Source organism: Cereibacter ovatus, from assembly GCF_900207575.1.
Classification (GTDB): Bacteria; Pseudomonadota; Alphaproteobacteria; order Rhodobacterales; family Rhodobacteraceae; genus Cereibacter_A; species Cereibacter_A ovatus.
Window position 1 is genome coordinate 1 of sequence record NZ_OAOQ01000030.1, and the last position, 19398, is coordinate 19398.

The following is a 19398-nucleotide window of genomic DNA, read 5'->3' on the forward strand; positions in this document are numbered from 1 at the left end:
GTCCCCGGCGCATCGAGAACGCCCAGCGCCCGGTCCTCGTCAGACGGCCGTTCGATCCGCAGGAACCGGTAGGTTTCCGCCTTGAACGTCGCCGTGGCCACCGACCAGAGCCGGGCCCCGCGGCGGAGCCGTTTCCCGCCGATGGTGGCGTCGACATAGGTCGGGCCAGAAACTGGGGCGGCGCGGTTGAAGCCCTCAAGCCCCTTCAGGGGCGCCACCTGTTCGAACCCGACCTTGCGCGACCAGGCATAGACCGCCGCGGCCTCGTACCCGGTGTCGATGCCAAGCCGTGCCACGGTCATGGAGGCGCCGTTGGCATGCTGCCAGCTGCGCCCGAGCAAGGCGGTCAGCTTGTCCCAGGCTGCCGGATCGTCAGGCCCGCCCGGAATGACGATGTGATCGACGAGCCAGCTTTCCATGCCCCGGCCCCAGGCCCAGATATCGACCTCGATGCGGTCCCTCTGGACATCCGTCCCCGCGGTCAGAAACAACCCCGCCATCGGCACGGTGCCCGGCTTCCAGGCTTCGCGCCGATCCGCCAGCCGCTGCCATTCCGGCGCGTCGCCAGACTCGACCCATGTCTCGCCCAGAAGCGTGTTGCGCGCGACGCGCAGCGTCTCGTCCGACCCTTGCGCCGCGAGCCATTCCCGCGCGACGTCGGACCAGCTTTTCCAGCCCAAGGGCGAATAGAGCGCGGAGAGGTGGAAGCCGATGGCCTTCGGATCCTTGGAAACCGCTGTCGCCCGCCATTCGCCCTTGGCCAGCATCTCGGTCTTGTGGTGCTCGGCGATGGGCCGTTCGCAGCCCTCGCAATGGTAGGCGGCGGTTTCCGGCTTCCCCTTCACCCAGCGCAGCCGGTCGAACTGCAGCCATTGCATGGTGCCGCAATGCGGACAGGGTACGAAGTAGCGCCGCTGATCAGATGCCTCGAACTCGCGCTCGATCCGGCTCAGCCCCCGGATCGTGGGGGTCGAGACCATGAACACCTTGCGCCGGTGCGAGAAGGTCGTGGTCCGCGCCTCGGCCAGCGTGACCGGATCGCCTTCCTCGTCGGCCGAGGCCGGATAGGCGTCGACCTCGTCGAGGAAGACATAGCGCGCGGGCATCGACCGCAGGCCGGTCGCCGAGTTCGCGCCAGTCAGCACCAGGATGCCGCCGGGGAATTCCTTCGACAGCATCGAGTTGCCCGCATCGCGGGATCGGGCCGGGTTGACCCGTTCGCGCAGCGCCGGGCTGTCCGCGATCAGCGGGTCCAAACGGCCCCGTGACGTCCGCTTCGCCAGTTCAAGGCTCGGCAGCACCGCCAGCATCGGCCCCGGCGCGTGGTGGATGACGAAGCCGATCCAGTTGTTGCCCGCTTCCGTGGCCCCGACCTGCGCCGCCTTCATGAAGGTGATGCGCTGGGCCGGATGGCCGGGCGACAGCGCATCCATGATCTCGCGCAGATAGGGCGCGCGGGCAGTGCGATAGCGCCCCGGTTCGGCCGCGCCGCGAGAGGACAGCCAGCGATGCTGATCCGCCCATTCCGACACTGTCAGGTTCGGATCAGGCCGCATCCCCTGCCGCCAGACCCGCAGCAGGTCCTCGGCGCCGTCGAAGCCGAGGTCTAGGTCGGCCGTCAGATCATTGTCGGCCAGATCATCGTTACCCGAGGGAAACCCGGAGGTCGGCGAGGGCGTCGAGCTGTTCGCGGACATGGGCTTCCAGCACCCTCTGCATGATCGCGGTCTCGATCGTCACCGATGCCCCGGATTGCCGTTCCACCTCCGCCATGATCTGCGCCGCCATAAGTGCTGCCACCCGTCCGGGCCAGGTCACCCAGACGTCCCGTTCTTGCCGCGCCAGGCGGAACACCAGCGTTTCCGCCCGCGCGCGGTCGACAAGCGCGCCCTTCTTCTTCTGGACGGCCAGCTGGCGTTCCTGCGCCGCATAGACCGTCAGCGCCGTGCGCGCCTTGATGTAGGATGTCGTGTCACTTGGGCCGCTGGCCAGCCCATCGCCACCCAAGCTGCGGCGCTGCTGGTCGGGGTCCGTCATCTCCGCCCGCCGCACATCCGAGGCCGCGGCATTGATCGACCCGTCGTCATGGACCACCAGCCGACCGTTCTTGCGCGCCTTCTGCACCCCGCCGCGAGACAGGCCGGAATGGGCCGCATACTCGCGTTCGCTCATGCCTTTCATGGCGCCGTGATGCCTATCAAGATATTGAAAATAAACAGGAAAATATAATCAATTCCGTTGATTGTCTCCCCCTCTGGAGCGATTCTGTTGTCCATCAACAGGCTGCATCGCGCCGATCCCAGGAGGGCTTCACCATGACCACGACCACCATCCGCATCGACTATTCCGCCCTTCCCGAAGGTTTCGACCTGAGCCGCCCGGACGCCATCGCCGAGGTCATCGAGCAGGCGCTCCGCGAAAGCGGGATCCCGGCCGAGGCCTCTGACGTCCTGTCGCACATCAAGATCGAACTGCCGACCGCCCAGCTGGGTGCCGCCAGCCGCGCACTGGCCGAGATGCGGCTGATCTGACCGGAGCGATCAGAAAGCACTGATATTGCTCCGATTTGCCTACGATCATTCGCCCGACAGAGCGATGGTGTTGGCACCGGAACGATGCAACTCACCGAAGGATGCCCTGCCATGACCACCCGCCGCGCAGCCGACAATTCCAAAGCCCTCGACGCCTTCATCGCCGCCAAGGCCGAAATCGACACGATGCTGGAGCGTCTGAAGGCCCTCAGCGACGACCATTTCGAGACCCACCCCGACGAGATCCATTGGGGCCATGTCGGGACGCTGAAGCACTATGCGTGCCTGCTGCGCCAGATGACCGACAGCGCCTTCAAGGAAGGCGAACACGCCGCCTGACGCGCCCACAACGCGCGACGGCCGCCCCGTCCGAGGACGGGGCTTGCCTCCGTAGAAGGCGCGCACACCGCGCGCCACAGCGCCCGGAGGCCCCGATGACCACCCCGTCCGACACTCAGTCCCTTATCCTGTCCCGCGCCGCGACCCGGCCCGGCAACCTCGCCCTGCCGCTGCCCGAGGGGCTGGTCGGCGCCGCTGCCAAGATGGTCGTCGGCAAGATGATCGCCCGCGGCTGGCTCGATGAGGTCGAGGCCAACCTGCGTCGCGGCGAACCGATGTGGCGCGAGACCGGCGATGGCCACGGCACCACGCTGATCGCGACCGAGGCCGGGTTGGAGGCCATCGGGATCGAGCCGGTTGTGGCCAGCGCCGTCGCCAGCGTGCGGAAGGCGAGGCCGAAGCCGGAACCGGTGCAGATGGCCTGCGACACCGACACCGCGAAACCCGTCGCCATCCGCGCTGGCACCAGGCAGGCGCAAATCATCGCCATGCTCCAGCGCCCCGAGGGCGCAACAGTCGCAGAGATCGTCGCGGCGACGTCTTGGCAAGCCCACACCGCGAGGGGGGCCATTTCCGGGGCGATCAAGAAGAAGCTCGGTTTGCCCATCGCCGCCGAGAAGATCGAGGGCAGGGGGACGGTTTACCGGCTCCCCGAAGGTAGCTGATCGATCAGCAGTAGTCGTCCATGCAGTCGTCGTAGCTATCGCCGGTCAGTTCACAGAAGGTTTTGAGGGCCCCCTGCAGGGTAAAATACTGGTGTTCGCTGCGGTGGTAGAAGAATTCGCCGCGGACACCGACATGCGCGACCGCCCAGTCCTTGATCGCATTGTCGCTAGGATCGTGCGTTAGGACCACGAGGCTGTCCTCGGTCATGCCATGTTGCACGACCAAACTCTGGTAAAGATGGTTTCGTGCGAAAACACGGCCAAATTTCAGGTTTTCCGCGTAGCGTTCGAGCCCATCCTCTGTCACCTCCTCCGGGCAAAGAGGGAATTCTGTCGGCACCTTCCATTTGACCTGCACAACAGACGGTGTCAGCGACTCATATTCTTCCGGCGGTGGTTCATAGCTTGCCCGCTCTCTCGTCCCATAAAGCCACTCGCCCAGCGCGCCACCGCTTGGGACAGAGCCGCTCTTTGCCCATTCCTGTAAACGCGCTTTTGCGGCTGCCGCCTCGTCCTTCGTCAAGGTGCGCATCCAGGATATGTCGGGAAACACCTTATCGGTCTGGACCCGGGTGGGATCAGCGAAGAAGGCTTCAATCGAACCGTAGACCAGTTCGATGCGCCGAGCAGAGATTTCGTTTAGCAGCACGTTTTCCAGCCGCGTGACCCACCGCAGGTTTTCCGGTCGATTGTTTGCCCTGTTCGTGTCGATGTGATCAACGACATGGCGGTCGGTGGGCGGCTCGCCATGAAAAGCCCAGCAGACGATCCGATGAACGGGCACGCCGCTCAGATACATGTAGCCAGTGGACAACCCCTGCCGCCCAAAGGTCCATTGGTCATCAAGCGGTCTGGTCTTCTGCCGTTTCTGGGGCAGACGATGCGCGGAACCATTGTCGCGAACCCGATACCGCTCGCCCCGATATTCGACCTCCACCTCGCGCTCAAAGATATCAATGAGTTGGTCGGCTTTGCCGGGGGACGAAATGGAAGGGCTACGCATCAACTGCTCCGGCGAGATTCGACCATTCAAGTGCCGAAGGCGGTAGGCCGATTTCCCGTTCTCCTTCTGGGCGAACATTCGCAAGTTCGGGCCAACTGGTCAATCGCGGCTGGCTGTCCGCCCCGTTGCCATCTCCCACCGTCGCACCGCGACGTCGCAGTAGACCGGGTCCAGTTCCACCGCGCAGCAGCGCCGCCCGGTGCGTTCGGCGGCGATCAGCTGGGTGCCGGAGCCGCAGAAGGGTTCGAACACCAGGTCGCCGGGGGCGGTGAAGGCTTCCAGAACCGCCTCGACCAGCGCCACGGGGAACACCGCAGGGTGCGATCCGGCCGCGCCCAGCCCGCCCTTGTGGCGCATGATGCGGAACACGCTGTCGGGGATGCGGTGGCTCTGGATCGCGTTGCCGGAACCGGTCTTGCGGTGGACCGTGCCGTCGGCCCCGCGCAAGCCACCGCCGCCGAGGGGTTCGCCTGCGTGCTTGCTCGCGACCGTCTTGTTCGGCTTCAGCGGCTGGCGGTTGAAGTGGAAGATGAACTCGTGCGACGGCGCGAGGCGCCCGTTCCAGTCGCCGGGCAGGCCGGGCCCCTGGTCCCAGACATACCAGCCGAAGCGCCGCCAGCCCTGCGCGCGCATCCAGTCGAGCCAGCCCTCCCAATACGGGATCCATTCGCCATCGCGATGGACGAGGCCGAGGTTCACCAGCAGCTGGGCATCGGCGGTGACGGGAGCCGCGGCGAAGACGCCTTGCATCAGCGCATCCCAATCACCGACCTTCTCCTTCGCCGCGCCATAGTCGCGCTGCTGGGCATACGGTGGCGAGGTGAACATGAGCGACGCCTGTGCCCCGTCCATCAGCCGGGCCACCACGGTCGGATCGGTCGCGTCGCCGCAGATCAGCCGGTGATCGCCCAGCGCCCAGATGTCGCCGGGGCGGGTGATCGGCTCGGCCGGGGCCTCGGGGATGGTGTCGGCCGCGTCATCGTCGATGGGCGCGCGGTCATCGGTATCGTTCAGCAGCGCGTCCAGTTCATCCTCGGGGATCCCGATCAGCCCGAGGTCGAAGTCCTCGGCCATCAACCCGCGCAGTTCCTCGAGCAGCAGCGCCTCGTCCCACCCGCCCAGTTCGGTCAGCTTGTTGTCGGCGATCCGATAGGCCCGCCGCTGCGCCTCGGTCAGGTGGCCCAGCACGATCACTGGGGCCTCTGCCAACCCCAGCTGGGCTGCGGCGAGGACGCGGCCATGGCCAGCGATCAGCTCGCCATCGGCGGCAACCAGGCAGGGGACGGTCCAGCCGAATTCGGCCATGCTGGCGGCGATCTTCGCCACCTGATCGGCGTCGTGGGTCTTGGCATTCTGGGCATAGGGGCGGAGACGGGACAGGGGCCAATGCTCGATCCGGCCGGGCAGGAGGGGCAAGTTCATGCCGCGAGCCGCCTGGCCTTGAGGGCGGAGAAGGTCTCGCCGGTTTCCGCCAGCAGCGCCTCTTGGCCGGTGAAGGACTGCCAGCGCTCGATGGCGACATCGACATAGGCGGGGTTCAACTCGATCCCGAAGCAGACCCGGCCCGTCGTCTCGGCCGCGATCAGCGTGGTGCCGGATCCCATGAAGGGTTCATACACCGCCTGGCCGGGGCTGGAGTTGTTCAGGATCGGCCGCCGCATGCACTCCACCGGCTTCTGCGTGCCGTGCACGGTGTCGGCGTCCTGATCCCGGTTGGCGATCTGCCACAGCGTCGTCTGCTTGCGGTCCCCCGCCCAGTGACCCTTGCCCTTGGCGCGCACCGCATACCAGCACGGTTCGTGCTGCCAGTGATAGTCGCCGCGGCTGAGCACCAGCCGGTCCTTGGCCCAGATGATTTGTGACCGGATGGCGAAACCAGCAGCGGTCAGGCTGTCGGCCACGGTCGCCGCGTGCAGCGCGCCGTGCCAGACATAGGCGACGTCGCCGGGGAACAGCGTCCAAGCCTCGCGCCAGTCGGCGCGGTCGTCGTTCAGCACCTTGCCGGTGCGTTTCGTCTTTGCGGCCCCAGCCTGGTTGCGCCAGGAGGGATCGTACTCCACGCCATAGGGCGGGTCGGTGACCATCAGCAGGGGGCGCACATCACCGAGCAGCTGCCCCACCACATCCGCCGCCGTGCTGTCGCCGCAGATCAAACGATGCGCGCCCAGCTGCCAGAGGTCGCCCGGCACGGACACCGGCGTGACCGGCAGGTCAGGAACGTCGTCCTCGCCCTCGACCGGACCATCGCCGCCCAGCGCGTCGGGATCCCGCAACAGCGCGTCAAGGTCATCGTCGCTGATGCCCAAGAGCGTCAGGTCGAAATCCTCAGCCAAGAGCCCCGCGATCTCGTCGCGCAGCAGGGCCTCGTCCCATTCGCCCAGTTCGGTCAGCTTGTTGTCGGCGATCCGGTAGGCTCGGCGTTCAGCCTCGTCGAGATGGCTAAGCCGGATCACCGGCACCTCGGTCAGCCCGAGCATGGTGGCCGCCAGCACCCGGCCATGGCCCGCGATCAGCTCGCCGTCGTCGGCCACCATGCAGGGGACGGTCCAGCCGAACTTGGCCATGCTGGCGGCAATCTTGGCCACCTGGTCGTCGCCATGCATCTTGGCATTGCGGGCATAGGAGCGCAGCCTGGCAATCGGCCAGGACTCTACCTGGCTCGGCGCGAAGACGAGATCCATGGGGCGGGGCTCGGGATGTGTGGGAGGGGAATTGAAAAGCGCCCGCGAGGGGGTTCCTCCGGGCGCAATTCTTCGATGATCAAGGGGTAGGTCAATGGGGGCAGGTCTGTCAACCCGAAAAGTGAAGCGGATTCAACAGCTTCTGACGAATTGGCTTTCCTGGGTGGCTTCCGGCCACCTGGCATCCCCGGAGGTGGCTTCCCTGGCTTCCCGCCGGGAATCGACCCCGGCCAGATCGTGATTGCGCAAGCCGCTGATCTGACTCACGAATTCCGGCGTCAGCGCGCAAGGTGGCTTCCGCCTGGCTTCCCCGGTGAAAATGCCTCACGCTAGCGAACCGCCGCGCTGCGCCCCCCCGCATACGTTCAGCGCCGGGGAGGAACCAGAGGAGGGGGGGCCTTGTTGGTGCGACGGCCTATTGGGTTCGGCACGCATCAGTTTGGAACAGCTCGTTCCCACTCCAGTATTCCATCCGCAGGTAGGGTCGCAGCGAAAGCCTGACGGTGGGTCCATCATTCATTGTCAGTGCCACCACCACATGTCGCGCCTCCGTTTCCTCCACCGCGAGAACGCGGTAGAGCGTGATTCCCTCCGGTACGTCCACTTGGATGTTTGTATCGCCGTCGCTGAAACGCACTTGGTATTCACGGCGAGGGTTTTCGCAGATCAACTGGTAGGTCTCTGCGGTTGCAGGGCCTGCCAATCCGGCAAGTGCGAGAAGGGTTCTTGAGAGGGAAGAACGGGAAACGAACTGCAAAGCGCTTCAACTCCTCGAGATTTGCTCTTTGTTGTAGTCCACCTCAACAGCCTGCCAGATCGGGCCCTTTTGGCCAGTCACACATCACAGTGTCATCTCTGAAAGCATCGCTTCGGCCTGTGCCAGAACGCCCCGCACTGCCGCTTCCTCAAGGTCCGGGGGATAGCCGTACTTCCGAAGGATGCGCTTGACCAGAACCCTCAGACGCGCCCGGGCGCTGTCGCGGTGCGCCCAGTCGATGCTGACGTTGGCCTTGAGTCCCTTCAGCAGTTCATGGGCGATGATTTTCAGCTGGTCGTTGCCGAGCACGTCAACCGCGCTCTGATTATCGGCCAGCGCATCGTAAAATGCGACCTCTTCTGGTGTCAGCCCTGTCTCTTCGCCGCGGCTTCGTGCGTCGCGAACGTCCTTGGCCAGCGCAATCAGTTCCTGAAGAACCTCGACCGTGCTGATGGCATTGGTATGGTAGCGCGCGATGGCCTCTTCGAGCCGCTCCGAGAACTTCCGGGTCTCGATCACATTGCTCTTGCTGCGTGATCGGATTTCGTCGTTTAGCAGTTTCCTCAGGGCTTCCAGAGCCAGGTTCTTCTTTTCCATCTGGCCGACTTCGGCGAGGAACTCATCCGACAGGATGGAGATGTCCGGCGATGACAGCCCTGCCGCCGACAGAATGTCGACGATCTCGGTCGAGGCGACGGCAGCATTGACGATCTGGCGGATTGCGAGGTCGCGGTCGGCTGCCGACGTACCTGAACTGTCGGCCGCCTTGACCATCGCGGCTCGCACGGTCTGGAAGAAGCCCACCTCGTCGCGGACATCGCGGGCCGTATCGCTGGCGGAGCAAAGGGCGAAGGCCTTGGAGAGCGCCAGCACTGCGTCCTGGTATCGGCGGTGCGAAGCCTTCTTCGCCTCCTTGTCGGTTTCGCGCTGGGCGGCTTCGTCCTGCCTGGCGAGGATCCAGTTCAACGCCTCTGCCAGTGCGACGAGCCGTTGGTGCGGGGTGCCGGTCAATCCAGCCGAATAGTCGAACCCGTGGAACATGGAGCGCACGACATCCAGCCGCTCCAGCAGCGCGGCAACGGCCTCTGCCTCGTCAATCCCCGCTTGTTCCTGGTCCGCCTTGGAATACTGGCCCAGCGCGGACTTCAGGTTCTGGGCGATGCCGATGTAATCGACGATCAACCCTGCAGGCTTGTCGCGGAACACGCGGTTGACGCGGGCAATCGCCTGCATCAGCCCGTGGCCGCGCATCGGCTTGTCGATGTACATCGTATGCATGGATGGGCTGTCGAAGCCGGTGAGCCACATGTCCCGCACGATCACCAGCTTCAGCGCATCCTTCGGATCCTTTGCCCGCTTGGCCAGCAGATCGCGGCGCGCCTTTCCCCCGATATGGGGCTGCCAGGCTTCCGGGTCCGAGGCTGATCCGGTCATCACGATCTTCACCAGCCCGGCATTGTCGTCGTCGGAATGCCAGTCGGGCCGCAGGGCGACGATCTGGTTGTAGAGGTCGACGCAGATGCGGCGGCTCATACAGACCACCATGGCCTTGCCGTCCATCGCCTGCACTCGCGCCTCGAAATGGGCGACGAGGTCCTCGGCAACCATGCGCAGCCGCTTCTCTGCCCCGACAAGCGCCTCGACGGTGGACCACTTCCGCTTCAGCCGTTCCTGTTCGCTGACGGCTTCGTCCTCGGTCAGTTCCTCGATCTCGGCATCGACCTTCGGCTTTTCCTCCTCAGGAAGCTCGATCCTAGCTAGGCGGCTTTCGTAATAGATCGGCACCGTCGCCCCATCCTCGACAGCGCGGCTGATGTCGTAGACGTCGATGTAGTGGCCAAACACCGCGGGGGTGTTCACGTCGTCCTGCTCGATCGGCGTGCCGGTGAAGCCGATGAAGGACGCATTTGGCAGCGCGTCGCGAAGGTGCTTGGCGAAGCCATAGGCGATTTCGCCAGTCTTCTCGATCCGCGCCTTGAACCCGTATTGGCTTCGGTGGGCTTCGTCGGCGATCACCACAACATTTCGCCGATCCGTCAGCAGCGGATAGGCCTCGCCCTTCTCCGGAGCGAACTTCTGGATCGTCGTGAACACCACCCCGCCCGAGGCGCGGGAAAGGGCATTCTGCAGGTCTTCTCGGCTCTCTGCCTGGACTGGAGTCTGGCGGATCAGATCGCGGCACATCGAGAAGGTGCCGAACAGCTGGTCGTCCAGGTCATTGCGGTCGGTGATGACGACGATCGTCGGGTTCTCCATCGCCGGTTCGCGCACCAACTGGCCCGCATAGAAAGCCATGAGGAGGCTCTTGCCTGACCCCTGCGTGTGCCAGATCACCCGGCCTTGCGGTCACCCCCGGAACGGCTCGCCTCAACTGTGCTGGCGACCGCCCGTTTCACGGCATGAAACTGGTGATAGCCTGCAATGATCTTGGCCAGACCGCCGGGTCGCTCGCCAAAGACCGTGAAATCCTGCATCAGCGACAAGAGGCGGTCCCGCGCGAAGACGCCTTCGATCAGCACCGGCATTTCCGGCGCACCCTTGGGTGCTACTTCGGCACCATCGGTTGTGCGCCAAGGCATGAAGCGCTCCAGATCGGCAGTCAGCGAGCCGATGCGGGCCTGGATACCGTCGGTCGTGACCAGCACGGCATTCGCACGGAAGATTGACGGGATCTGCGCCTTGTAGGTCTGCAGCTGATTGAAGGCCGCGCCGAGGGTCGCGGTCTCGGCCCCCGGCTTCTTCACTTCGATAACACCCACTGGCAAGCCGTTCAGGAACACCACCACATCCGGGCGCCGGTTGTTGCCGTTCTCGATCACCGTGAATTGCGCAATGGCCAGCCAGTCGTTCACCCCATCCTCGGGGTCCAGCAGTCGCACGGCATCTCCGCGGATCGTGCCGTCCTCTGCCCGGTATTCGACCGGCACGCCTTCGACCATTAACCGATGCAGCCGCCGGTTTTCCTCGATCAACGAGGGTCTGTCGGAGGCCACCACCCGCCGCAGCGCATCCTCGCGCGCATCCTCTGGGATCTGGGGGTTCAGCCGGGCCATCGCATCCCGCAGCCGCGCAACGAGGAAGGTGTCTGAATACGCCTCCCGCTCGGGTGCGCTGCCGTCGGGGCCAGAAACCGCGTCGTTCAGGAGACTGTATCCAAGCCCTCCGAGTTGATCGAGCAGGACGCCTTCAACCTGTGCCTCGGTCAAAGTGGCCATTATGCCGCCTCCTCTGCATCACTGTCCGCAGGAGGCATTGGCGCATCGCGGCACAAACCCAGCACATATTTGTAGGCTTCACGGTCAACGCCAAAAAGCAACCGCGAAGGTTCAATCGCGATGTCGAGCGTCTCGTCTCCGGGGAGATGCAGCGTGACCTCCAGCCATCCGTCATCATTGCCCGTTGCTTCTGCAACCACATGATAGTCGATGAGGGCATTCGATTTCGGGAAACGTTCGTAAGGCTCGAGTGTGGTGACGGGGTCGGGTTCGCGCTCGAGATAGGCCTCATGGAGAAAGGTCACGAGGGCGTCGGCCGCGAGGATGGCCGCACGCCTGTGATGGGACGACAGCTTTTGGGCGAACCCTTCTTTCCCATGGCTGATCGGACCAGCCATGTTTCTGAAACGGCCTAGCTCGTCGACCAGCTTGAAATGCTGCGACAGGAGCTTGCTGAAAGGATCATCGCGGCTCTCCGTCAGTTCGAGCAGGCGCAAGGCACCGGAAACCCAATCCTTGAAAGTCGGAGTGTCGGCCTTGATCGGGCTGTCCTTCCATTCCTTGATCGGATTGGCCGGATCGTCGAGGTTCTCAATGATCACGCGGCAAGCGCATTCGACAAGACCCTTAGACGCATCGATGCAGGCGTCGTTCCCCTCGGCGAAGGTTTGCTCGAGGGTCTCGAAAGTCTGTTGCAGCATCGGCGCATGACGCCAATGCGCGCAGAAGACCTTGATCCCTGGATACCATTCCGCACTCATGCCGCCCTCGGTGCTGGCCCGAGAACAAACCGGGCGCGTTCGCGCCGCAGCATTTCGTAGGGACTTATGCAGGTGATGCCCAACCCTATGCAGGCATTGGGTATCTTGATCTTCCGGGTCGAGTTCGAAGGGACCTCGTGGGTGACGACGACGAAACCATGCGCAAGGGCATGTGCCACCAGCCAGTAGTCCGCGACCTGGAGGAAGGTTGCGATGGCTGCTGCCTCGTAGGTCTGGCTGGTCGCCCAAGAACTGACTTGCCCAAGGGCTGGGAGTACCGGGTCATCAGGTGGCAGGAAGAAGCCCGCTCCGCGCGCGTTGGCCCAATCAGAGAGATCATCGCCCCCTGCCTGCAGTTCGTCACCGACCTTGTCGATGCTTGCAACGCGGCCGGTTCCGTTCTGGGCGATCAGCCATTCCCAGAACGCCGGGCAGAAATCGAAGCCGTAGTGCAGGTTCCGTGCCTGAATGAAGATATTCGTGTCGAGCAGATAGCGGGTCATCCCATGACCCCCACTTCCCGCCCGATGTTGTTGAACGTCTCGGTTTTCTTGACGCCCAGCATCCGGAAGGCGTCGCGGTACAGTGTCTGCCCTTCCAGCGTGCTTTCGACCAAGGCGCGGGCAAACCGGCGGCTGACGCGCGACAGCGTCGTGCGATAGAAATCCCCGCCGCCCGCGCTCGCGCCCGCCAGTTCACGCAAGCGCTCTCGCTCCTGCACCCAGGCGCGGTCGAAAGCGGCGCGATCCAGCGCGCCTACGTCGTACAACCGGCGGAGGACGACCAGAGTGCTGACCTTGAACTGGCGCGACAGCCTCTGCATGGCGTCATCGAGCGGCTCCAGCGGCGCGATCACTGGCCGGAGCGCGTCTAGCGGAACCAGAAGCTCGGCCGCCACCGCGTTGCACCATACCTCCTCGCGGCGATAGCCGTTGAGGGGGGCGGCGCTGGCGTCCGACAGGGCCGAAGCGCCGAGCCAGAGATGCGCGAGTTCATGCGCCAACGTGAACATCTGCCCGGATTTCGTGTCGGCCCCGTTGATGAACACCAGGGGCGCGCGCGCGTCGGCCAGCGCAAAACCGCGGAACTCTTCGGGGTTAAGCGTGCGGCGGTTGTTGGACAGCACGACACCGCTCACCATCACCAGCACGCCTGCGGCATCCGCCTGGGCGATGAACTGACGCAGCGCCTCTTCCCAGGTGCGGCACGCGGCCCGGGCGGCAAGATCGAAGCCGAGGACCCGCGCCATGCGCGCTGCCACGTCCTTAGGTCGGTCATCCAGGCTCGCGCTGCCGACAAAGCCCACCTCGGGCATCCGCACCGTCAGAGCGAATTCGCGATACCAGCCCTGCCGCTCCTGGCAGGCGTAGAGCATGTCGAGAAGATCGGGGCTGGCACGCCGCACGCCGCGCCCGTCGTGGGTGCGGAAGTCGGGGATCGGCAGCCTCTCTTGCGGCGGTTCGGGCAGGAACAGGTACCCGATCGGCACATGGACGGCCTGCGCAAAGGCCTCGAGCTGTTTCAGCGTGGGCTGCGCCTCGCCTGCTTCCCATGCCGCCAGATGCGGGAAGCGGCCCTGCAGATCGCCCGGGTCGCGCACACCTGCCCGCTCCCGCGCCCAGGCGATCAGTTCGGGACGGACGGGCGCGCGGGTCATCCGGCCTCCTCCACCAGACGTTCGGTATCTCTGATCCGAATTTCGCCCGACATGAGCCTTGGCAGCAAGAGGTCACGGGTCTGGGCGAGGGTGCGGGATTCAAGGACGTTTGCCAGAATCTTGTCGAACAGCGGCGATACTGCGTCCTCAAAGGCCCGCAGTATCTTGTCAGTCGGCATGGGCAACGACAGCGACTCGAATGTCTGCCTCGTGATCGTGGAAAATACCGAGCCGTGGGCCATAGCCTGCAATTGGCTGACCATATTCTGCGCAATCAGGAAGGTGGCGTAATCCCCAACCGATCCCGCCCCGCGCAGGCCGTAGCAGGACTGGTTGAAGGTCATGTCGCGCCCGGCGACGGCAAGATTACCGACCGTACCACGGGCGGAGATGATCGTCGTTCCCTTCGGCACCAGACGCGCCGAGCTTCCGTTCAGGCCTGCTTCGGTGATTGTCTTTTCGGTGTCGCTCACGAAGACGCTGCCATTGGGTGGAGTGTCGGTCACCGAGAACCAGGGGATTGGCCCATCCCAGAAATCCGCGTTTGACGTCTTGGGTGTCCCACCGCCGATGATCGCGAAGAAATCGGTCAGCGGCTTCTCCTCCCACCCCTCCGGCTTGCCCGCATCATCCAGCCGGTCGGGGAAGAGGGACCAGAGGTCGGGGGAGAGGTAGGGCGCGCGGGATTCCATCTTGGCGCGGGTGGGGCCGAAATCGACGAACCAGTCGCGGAACAGCGCCCGCGCCATGGCCTCCAGCGTGGCGTTCATCTTCCGGTTCAACTCGATCTTGTCATCCAGCGCCCCGAGGGTGGCGGCAATGGCTTCCCGTTCGGGTGCTGGAGGCATGACAATAGGGAGACTGGCGAGATCCCGCAGGTTCAGAGTCGCCTGCACCGTTGTGTTTAGCCGGTCTTGGATGTGCGCTCTCGCCGGTCCACCTTTCAGCGCAAGCCTGATCCAATAGGGGCCTATTTCTCGCTTCACCGGGATTACTGCGACCGCACGGGCGACGTTCCATCCCTCAAGGCTTGGGTCGACGATTGCTGTTTGCCCAACCGTTCCTACGATGCTCATTATCAGTTCGCCGCCGCGAAGCCGTGTTCTACTGTGGGCCGCCTCGATTGAAGGCGCGACCCGCAAAGGCTTACCGGTCTCGACGGAGTCGCCCTTCAGGTCGCTAACCCGGACTATCGGGATTCCGTCTGGCTGGTGCTCGCCCGGCTGAACAATGCCGTATGAGATACCTCGACTAGCATCGACAAGATCACCGAGTTTTTCAACTGGCCAGTCCGGCATCACAACCCGACCCCCGCCAGCCGCGCCCGGATGGTCGCCGTCAATTCCTCTGCCTCAGCGAATTGCGACTCCAGCTGCTCCTGCAAACCCGCGAAACGCTCGGCAAAGGGCGTCTCGTCCTCCTCCGCCGCCTCGGCCCCGACATAGCGGCCCGGGGTGAGGACGTGGCCGTGCGACCGGATTTCCTCAAGGCTTGCTGATTTGCAAAAGCCCGGCACGTCGGCATAGCCCTCGCCCAGCCGCCAGGCGTGGTAGGTGTCGGCGATGCGGGCGATGTCGGCATCCGAAAACTCTTTCCGGGTGCGGTCCACCATGAAGCCCAGCTTGCGGGCGTCGATGAACAGCACCTCGCCGCGCCGGTCGCGCAGTTTGCGGTCACGGGCGATGCCGTTTGACTTGTCCTTGGCCAGAAACCACAGGCAGGCCGGGATCTGGGTGGAATAGAACAACTGCCCCGGCAGGGCGATCATGCAATCGACCACCTCGCCCTCGATCATCGCGCGGCGCATCTCGCCCTCGCCCGACTGGGTGGAGGACATGGAACCATTGGCCAACACCACCCCCGCAGTGCCGGTAGGCGACAGGTGATGCAGGATGTGCTGCAGCCAGGCGAAGTTCGCATTGCCCGCGGGGGGGATGCCATATTTCCAGCGCGCATCTTCGCGCAGCCGCTCACCGCCCCAGTCCGAGATGTTGAAGGGCGGGTTCGCCAGGATCACATCGGCGCGCAGGTCGGGCAGTTCGTTCTTGTGGAAGGTGCCTTCCGAGTTCCAGCGGATGTCGGCGTCGATCCCGCGCACGGCAAGGTTCATCTTGCACAGCCGCCAGGTGGTGTAGTTCGATTCCTGCCCGTAGATGGCGATGTCGCCCAGGCGGCCGCCGTGCGCCTCGACGAACTTTTCCGATTGCACGAACATGCCGCCCGATCCGCAGCAGGGGTCATAGACCCGGCCTTTGTAGGGTTCCAGCATCTCGACCATGGTGCGGACGACCGAGCGGGGGGTGTAGAACTCGCCGCCGCGTTTGCCCTCGCTGCCCGCGAACTGGCCGAGGAAGTATTCATAGACACGGCCCAGCAGGTCGCGCGCCTTGTCCTTGCCCTCGCCCAGCGCGATGCCCGAGATCAGGTCGATCAACTCGCCCAGCATGACGGCGTTTAGGGCGGGGCGGCCATAGTCCTTGGGCAGGACGCCCTTCAGGGACGGGTTGACCTTCTCGATGGCGATCATCGCCTCGTCGATCAGCCTGCCGATGGTCGGCTGCTTGGCGCTGGCCTGCAGGTGGGACCAACGCGCCTCCTGCGGCACCCAGAAGATGTTGTCGGCGAGGTATTCGTCCGGGTCCTCGGCGCCTTCAGGGTATTCGGCCAGCAGCGCCTGGCGCTTCATCTCGAACCCGTCCGAGATGTGCTTGAGGAAGATCAGGCCAAGGGCGACGTGCTTGTAATCAGACGGCTCCATGTTGCCGCGCAGCTTGTCGGCGGCTTTGAAAAGGGCGGCTTCAATGCCGAGGTCGGAGCCGTTGTCGATTGATGCCATTGTGAAATCCGCCCCCCGGTAAGTCTTTTCTAGACGGTATTTCAGCCGGAGGGCGAAATCCAGCCGCTAACAGCGGCTTGGCGGGGTTCTTTCCCACGGCTTTGCCTTCGGCATCGCCCTCGTCAGCTCAACCTCGCGCAGCATCCCGCATTCGATCAGACCGTCCCTGACCCAGCCCAGCGCCTGCAACCAGTCGCCATAGCCGCGCCGGGCGGCCTCGATCTGCTGTGGGTGGGGGGAGAAGGTGACGGGACATGCGAGGACATCGATGGTTTTCCATGCTGCGCGCGCGCCCGGGCCGCGCAAGCGGATGCGCTCGGTGCCCACGACGACGGAGCCCACATGAGTGCCATGCTGGTTCTGCTTCACGATGCTGGGCACGCAGCGCGGCACAGCGCCAGGCATCCAGTCCGGGGTCAGCCCGGCGCGGGCCAGTTCGGCGACGCGGATCGCCATGCGCTTGCCGCCGAGTCTGTCGGGGATCCCGGCGACGGTGGCGGCGATCACCTCGGCGTCCTCGTGGGTGTAGCCACCGATCTTGTGCTGGCCGCCGTCGATCTTGCAGCCCAGCACCGCGCGCTGCAGCAGGACGTATTCCAGGCCGAAGCCGAAACCTTCTTCGGTGACGTCCGGGGGCAGGGGCAGTTCCAGCTGCGCCTGTTCGATCCGGAATGCCCATTCCAGCGCCGCCTGCACGCCAAGCGCGCGCTTGATCCTGGTGCCGCTGACGCGACCGTGGAAGCTCATGGCTGCAATCCTTCAAGGAAATCCATCTGGGCCGGGCGCTGGGCCGCATCGGTCGGCCGCCAGATCCAAGGGCCCGAGGCCATGGGCAGCTGCGAGAGAGCGCCACGCATGTGCCGCTGCCAGAGGGTGAACTCCGTTGCCGAGCAGTCGCAGAGCGCGTGCCCGATGGGCCAGCCCATCAGCCATCCGACGAAGAGCGGGTTCAGCCGCCGCCGCGCCCGGCCCTTCAGGATCCGCCGTGAGACGACGCGCCCATGCGAGGCAATCATCGAAGCCCAGAGCGGGCGCGAGATCGGGGCGTGCGGCGAGGACCGTGGCCCATCCGGCATGGTCACCGGGACCGGGCGGGTGAAGCCCTGCTCCGCCCGGTAGTGCAGCAGGTCCATCCGGGATTTGCCGTCGGTGCGGGTGATGCTGGCCTCGCTCGACCCCTTCCAGTTCTGCGCGGCCGGTGACGGCCAGTGGTTCGGCAGGGCCTTGGCGATGCCCAGCGCCAGTGCCTCGGCCTTCCGCGTGAAGTCGCTGTTCCCGGCCGGGTTGTAGCGGCCGGTGCCCGGATGCAGGCTCACCGGTGTGGGCCAGGATGACGATGCGGAGCCGTTCATGCGGCGCGCCGACCTCTGCCGCCGAGAACAGGCCCGCCGCAGGCGTGTAGCCCATGCCCCAAAGCTCTCGGAGGACGATTTCAAGGCCGAGGGTGACGTGCCCGGAGACGTTTTCGAGGAAGACCCATTCCGGACGGCATTCACTGACGACGCGGGCGACGTCGGGCCAGAGGTGCCGCGGATCGTCGGCGCCACCGCGTTTGCCAGCGGCGCTGAAGGGTTGGCAGGGATATCCGGCAAGGACGGCATCGAAGGCGCCGCGGAAGGGGCGGGCGTCGAAGCTGCGCAGGTCGGTCCAGATCGGGGCCGGGGCGAGGTATCCCGCGCGCTGGGCGGCGATGAGGACCGCCCTTGGCCAGTCCTCCCATTCGACGAAGGCGCGGGTGTGATAGCCGGGCTCGGCGAGCATGAGGCCCAGATCAAGGCCTCCGCCGCCTGCGCAGAGGGACAATCCGTGCCGGGGACGTGACACCATGCCATTCACCGCACCCCGCGCTCGCGCAGGCGTTCGGCCGTGACCAGCCCACGGGCCAGCATGGCATCGCGCATCGTGTTGCTGATCGCGCTGACCGGCAGGTAGCGGTCGGAATTGACCAGATCGGCGTAGAAGGCGGGCAGGTCGGTGATCGGCTGCGCAGCCGGGGCAGGGGGCGCTTTAGGCTTCCGGCGCTTGCGACCGGCATCTTCGGCTTTGCGCTGGGCGGCGCGTTGCATGGCGCGGTCCAGTGCCTTCGGCCCATCGGGCGGTTCGGGATGCTCCTCGCGGGATGCCTCGGCTGCGGCGATGATCTCGGCCTCGGTCAGCCCCAGCTCGTCGCGCCAGCGCTGGACGTGCAGCCGGGGCGGCCAGCCTTGCCACCAACCGGGCAGCGCGGCGGGATCGAGGCCCAGCACTGCCAGCAGGTCCGCGAACACCTCCTCGGAAACGCCCTCGCGCGCCTGCGCGCCCTCCTCCTCCTTTACTGGTTTACTTAGAGGTTCCCTTACAGGGTTAGTGTCCGAAATCCGGACACGGCTTTCGGCATTTTCCGGACACGGGTCAGCCGGAAAATCGGACACGGGCATCGCGCCATCCCCGTGTCCGAAATCCGGACACGGCAGGGCGTCGGTCTTGGCATCCATGGGCGAACCCACTGCCATGTCGCCGATTTCCGCGCCGTCGCCGTCCCCGTGTCCGATTTCCGGACACGGCACCACAGGCACAGGTGTGAAGCCCGGCTCGAACCCCAGGATGTAGCGGGTGGGCAGCTGGCGCTTGGTCACGGGATCGAGCCGCGGCACCCGCCGCAGCAGGCCCACGGCCTCCAGCTGGCCGAGGTGATCGTTCAGCGTCGACCGGCTGATCTCGCAGTCATGCGCCAGCCGGTCCTGCGAGGGAAAGCAGCCGTAATCAGGGTTGAACCGGTCGCAGAGGTGCCAGAGCACGATCTTGGTCGTGGGCTTCAACCCGCGCTGCTTGATGGCCCAGTTGGTGGCCTCGTGGCTCATGGCGCGGGCCTCCGGGTGCCCGAGGGCGCGGCCTGGTAGGCGTCACGCAGCACGCGGCCCACGGTGTTGCCGAGGATGATCGGGAAATCGGAGGTCGTGTGCAGGGCGCGGGT

At 65.1% G+C, this 19398-nt stretch carries 19 protein-coding genes and 1 pseudogene; 3 read left to right on the forward strand and 17 right to left on the reverse strand.

Going from position 1 to position 19398, the window contains the following annotated elements:
* The coding region (locus tag CRO07_RS17460; protein WP_097031912.1) for a phage terminase large subunit family protein at positions 1–1697 on the reverse strand (1697 nt) is incomplete at its 3' end.
* Complete coding sequence (locus CRO07_RS17465) at positions 1645–2181, reverse strand: hypothetical protein (RefSeq protein ID WP_097031913.1); 537 nt, start codon at positions 2179–2181, stop codon at positions 1645–1647. The genes CRO07_RS17460 and CRO07_RS17465, both read right to left, overlap by 53 nt.
* 134 nt (positions 2182–2315) lie before the next feature.
* Between CRO07_RS17465 and CRO07_RS17470 the strand changes: the two genes are divergently transcribed.
* The 3 genes from CRO07_RS17470 to CRO07_RS17480 all read left to right on the forward strand — a co-directional run bounded on the left by CRO07_RS17470 (position 2316) and on the right by CRO07_RS17480 (position 3535).
* The gene (locus CRO07_RS17470) at positions 2316–2531 is read left to right on the forward strand and encodes a hypothetical protein (protein WP_097031914.1); all 216 of its coding nucleotides are present in this window, start codon (positions 2316–2318) and stop codon (positions 2529–2531) included.
* A 111-nt stretch (positions 2532–2642) separates the two neighbouring features.
* Positions 2643–2870, forward strand: coding sequence for a hypothetical protein (locus CRO07_RS17475; RefSeq protein ID WP_097031915.1), 228 nt, complete (start codon positions 2643–2645; stop codon positions 2868–2870).
* 95 nt (positions 2871–2965) lie between these two features.
* Entirely contained in the window at positions 2966–3535 is a 570-nt protein-coding gene (locus CRO07_RS17480) for a DUF3489 domain-containing protein (protein ID WP_097031916.1), read from the forward strand.
* A 4-nt stretch (positions 3536–3539) separates the two neighbouring features.
* Here CRO07_RS17480 and CRO07_RS17485 read toward each other — a convergent pair whose 3' ends face one another.
* The 15 genes and pseudogenes from CRO07_RS17485 to CRO07_RS17540 all read right to left on the reverse strand — a co-directional run bounded on the left by CRO07_RS17485 (position 3540) and on the right by CRO07_RS17540 (position 19285).
* Positions 3540–4616 carry an HNH endonuclease signature motif containing protein gene (locus CRO07_RS17485; RefSeq protein WP_097031917.1) on the reverse strand — a complete coding sequence of 359 codons (1077 nt, stop codon included), beginning with the start codon at positions 4614–4616 and terminating at the stop codon, positions 3540–3542.
* A gap of 21 nt (positions 4617–4637) precedes the next feature.
* Positions 4638–5960, reverse strand: a complete 1323-nt coding sequence (locus CRO07_RS17490; RefSeq protein WP_097031918.1) for a site-specific DNA-methyltransferase — start codon at positions 5958–5960, stop codon at positions 4638–4640.
* Entirely contained in the window at positions 5957–7219 is a 1263-nt protein-coding gene (locus CRO07_RS17495) for a site-specific DNA-methyltransferase (protein ID WP_097031919.1), read from the reverse strand. The genes CRO07_RS17490 and CRO07_RS17495 overlap by 4 nt, the downstream gene beginning before the upstream one ends.
* Before the next feature lie 415 nt (positions 7220–7634).
* Positions 7635–7976, reverse strand: coding sequence for a hypothetical protein (locus CRO07_RS18540; protein ID WP_141400109.1), 342 nt, complete (start codon positions 7974–7976; stop codon positions 7635–7637).
* Between the two features lie 84 nt (positions 7977–8060).
* Positions 8061–10271, reverse strand: a complete 2211-nt coding sequence (locus tag CRO07_RS17500) for a type I restriction endonuclease subunit R (RefSeq protein WP_204840056.1) — start codon at positions 10269–10271, stop codon at positions 8061–8063.
* Positions 10272–10306: 35 nt separating this feature from the next.
* Positions 10307–11182: a type I restriction endonuclease gene (locus tag CRO07_RS18990; protein WP_204840057.1), complete on the reverse strand. Its 876-nt coding sequence runs from the start codon at positions 11180–11182 to the stop codon at positions 10307–10309.
* Positions 11183–11190: 8 nt separating this feature from the next.
* A complete protein-coding gene (locus CRO07_RS17505) occupies positions 11191–11952 on the reverse strand; it encodes an abortive infection family protein (protein WP_097031920.1) in 762 nt (253 codons plus the stop codon).
* On the reverse strand, positions 11949–12455 hold the full coding sequence (locus CRO07_RS17510; protein WP_097031921.1) for a DUF4411 family protein: 507 nt from the start codon (positions 12453–12455) through the stop codon (positions 11949–11951). The genes CRO07_RS17505 and CRO07_RS17510 overlap by 4 nt, the downstream gene beginning before the upstream one ends.
* The gene (locus CRO07_RS17515; RefSeq protein ID WP_097031922.1) at positions 12452–13609 is read right to left on the reverse strand and encodes an XRE family transcriptional regulator; all 1158 of its coding nucleotides are present in this window, start codon (positions 13607–13609) and stop codon (positions 12452–12454) included. The genes CRO07_RS17510 and CRO07_RS17515 overlap by 4 nt, the downstream gene beginning before the upstream one ends.
* Complete coding sequence (locus tag CRO07_RS17520; protein WP_097031923.1) at positions 13606–14907, reverse strand: restriction endonuclease subunit S; 1302 nt, start codon at positions 14905–14907, stop codon at positions 13606–13608. The genes CRO07_RS17515 and CRO07_RS17520 overlap by 4 nt, the downstream gene beginning before the upstream one ends.
* A complete protein-coding gene (locus CRO07_RS17525; protein ID WP_097031924.1) occupies positions 14907–16445 on the reverse strand; it encodes a class I SAM-dependent DNA methyltransferase in 1539 nt (512 codons plus the stop codon). The genes CRO07_RS17520 and CRO07_RS17525 overlap by 1 nt, the downstream gene beginning before the upstream one ends.
* A gap of 66 nt (positions 16446–16511) precedes the next feature.
* Complete coding sequence (locus CRO07_RS17530) at positions 16512–17192, reverse strand: hypothetical protein (RefSeq protein WP_097031925.1); 681 nt, start codon at positions 17190–17192, stop codon at positions 16512–16514.
* Positions 17189–17761 carry a DNA methyltransferase gene (locus tag CRO07_RS19240; RefSeq protein WP_235841098.1) on the reverse strand — a complete coding sequence of 191 codons (573 nt, stop codon included), beginning with the start codon at positions 17759–17761 and terminating at the stop codon, positions 17189–17191. Before CRO07_RS19240 ends, CRO07_RS17530 begins: the two co-directional genes overlap by 4 nt.
* 58 nt (positions 17762–17819) lie before the next feature.
* Positions 17820–18272 (reverse strand): annotated as a pseudogene (locus CRO07_RS19245) (DNA cytosine methyltransferase); the annotation flags it as partial.
* A 5-nt stretch (positions 18273–18277) separates the two neighbouring features.
* Positions 18278–19285 carry a helix-turn-helix domain-containing protein gene (locus tag CRO07_RS17540; protein WP_097031927.1) on the reverse strand — a complete coding sequence of 336 codons (1008 nt, stop codon included), beginning with the start codon at positions 19283–19285 and terminating at the stop codon, positions 18278–18280.
* Between the last annotated feature and the right edge of the window lie 113 nt (positions 19286–19398).

Coding starts and splice junctions, on each gene's coding strand:
- CRO07_RS17480 (WP_097031916.1), top strand. CDS start 2,966: ATGACCACCCCGTCCGACACTCAGTCCCTTATCCTGTCCCGCGCCGCG.
- CRO07_RS17475 (WP_097031915.1), top strand. CDS start 2,643: ATGACCACCCGCCGCGCAGCCGACAATTCCAAAGCCCTCGACGCCTTC.
- CRO07_RS17520 (WP_097031923.1), bottom strand. CDS start 14,907: ATGCCGGACTGGCCAGTTGAAAAACTCGGTGATCTTGTCGATGCTAGT.
- CRO07_RS17505 (WP_097031920.1), bottom strand. CDS start 11,952: ATGAGTGCGGAATGGTATCCAGGGATCAAGGTCTTCTGCGCGCATTGG.
- CRO07_RS17525 (WP_097031924.1), bottom strand. CDS start 16,445: ATGGCATCAATCGACAACGGCTCCGACCTCGGCATTGAAGCCGCCCTT.
- CRO07_RS17485 (WP_097031917.1), bottom strand. CDS start 4,616: ATGTTCGCCCAGAAGGAGAACGGGAAATCGGCCTACCGCCTTCGGCAC.
- CRO07_RS17510 (WP_097031921.1), bottom strand. CDS start 12,455: ATGACCCGCTATCTGCTCGACACGAATATCTTCATTCAGGCACGGAAC.
- CRO07_RS17495 (WP_097031919.1), bottom strand. CDS start 7,219: ATGGATCTCGTCTTCGCGCCGAGCCAGGTAGAGTCCTGGCCGATTGCC.
- CRO07_RS17490 (WP_097031918.1), bottom strand. CDS start 5,960: ATGAACTTGCCCCTCCTGCCCGGCCGGATCGAGCATTGGCCCCTGTCC.
- CRO07_RS17465 (WP_097031913.1), bottom strand. CDS start 2,181: ATGAAAGGCATGAGCGAACGCGAGTATGCGGCCCATTCCGGCCTGTCT.
- CRO07_RS17540 (WP_097031927.1), bottom strand. CDS start 19,285: ATGAGCCACGAGGCCACCAACTGGGCCATCAAGCAGCGCGGGTTGAAG.
- CRO07_RS17500 (WP_204840056.1), bottom strand. CDS start 10,271: ATGGCTTTCTATGCGGGCCAGTTGGTGCGCGAACCGGCGATGGAGAAC.
- CRO07_RS17470 (WP_097031914.1), top strand. CDS start 2,316: ATGACCACGACCACCATCCGCATCGACTATTCCGCCCTTCCCGAAGGT.
- CRO07_RS17530 (WP_097031925.1), bottom strand. CDS start 17,192: ATGAGCTTCCACGGTCGCGTCAGCGGCACCAGGATCAAGCGCGCGCTT.
- CRO07_RS17515 (WP_097031922.1), bottom strand. CDS start 13,609: ATGACCCGCGCGCCCGTCCGTCCCGAACTGATCGCCTGGGCGCGGGAG.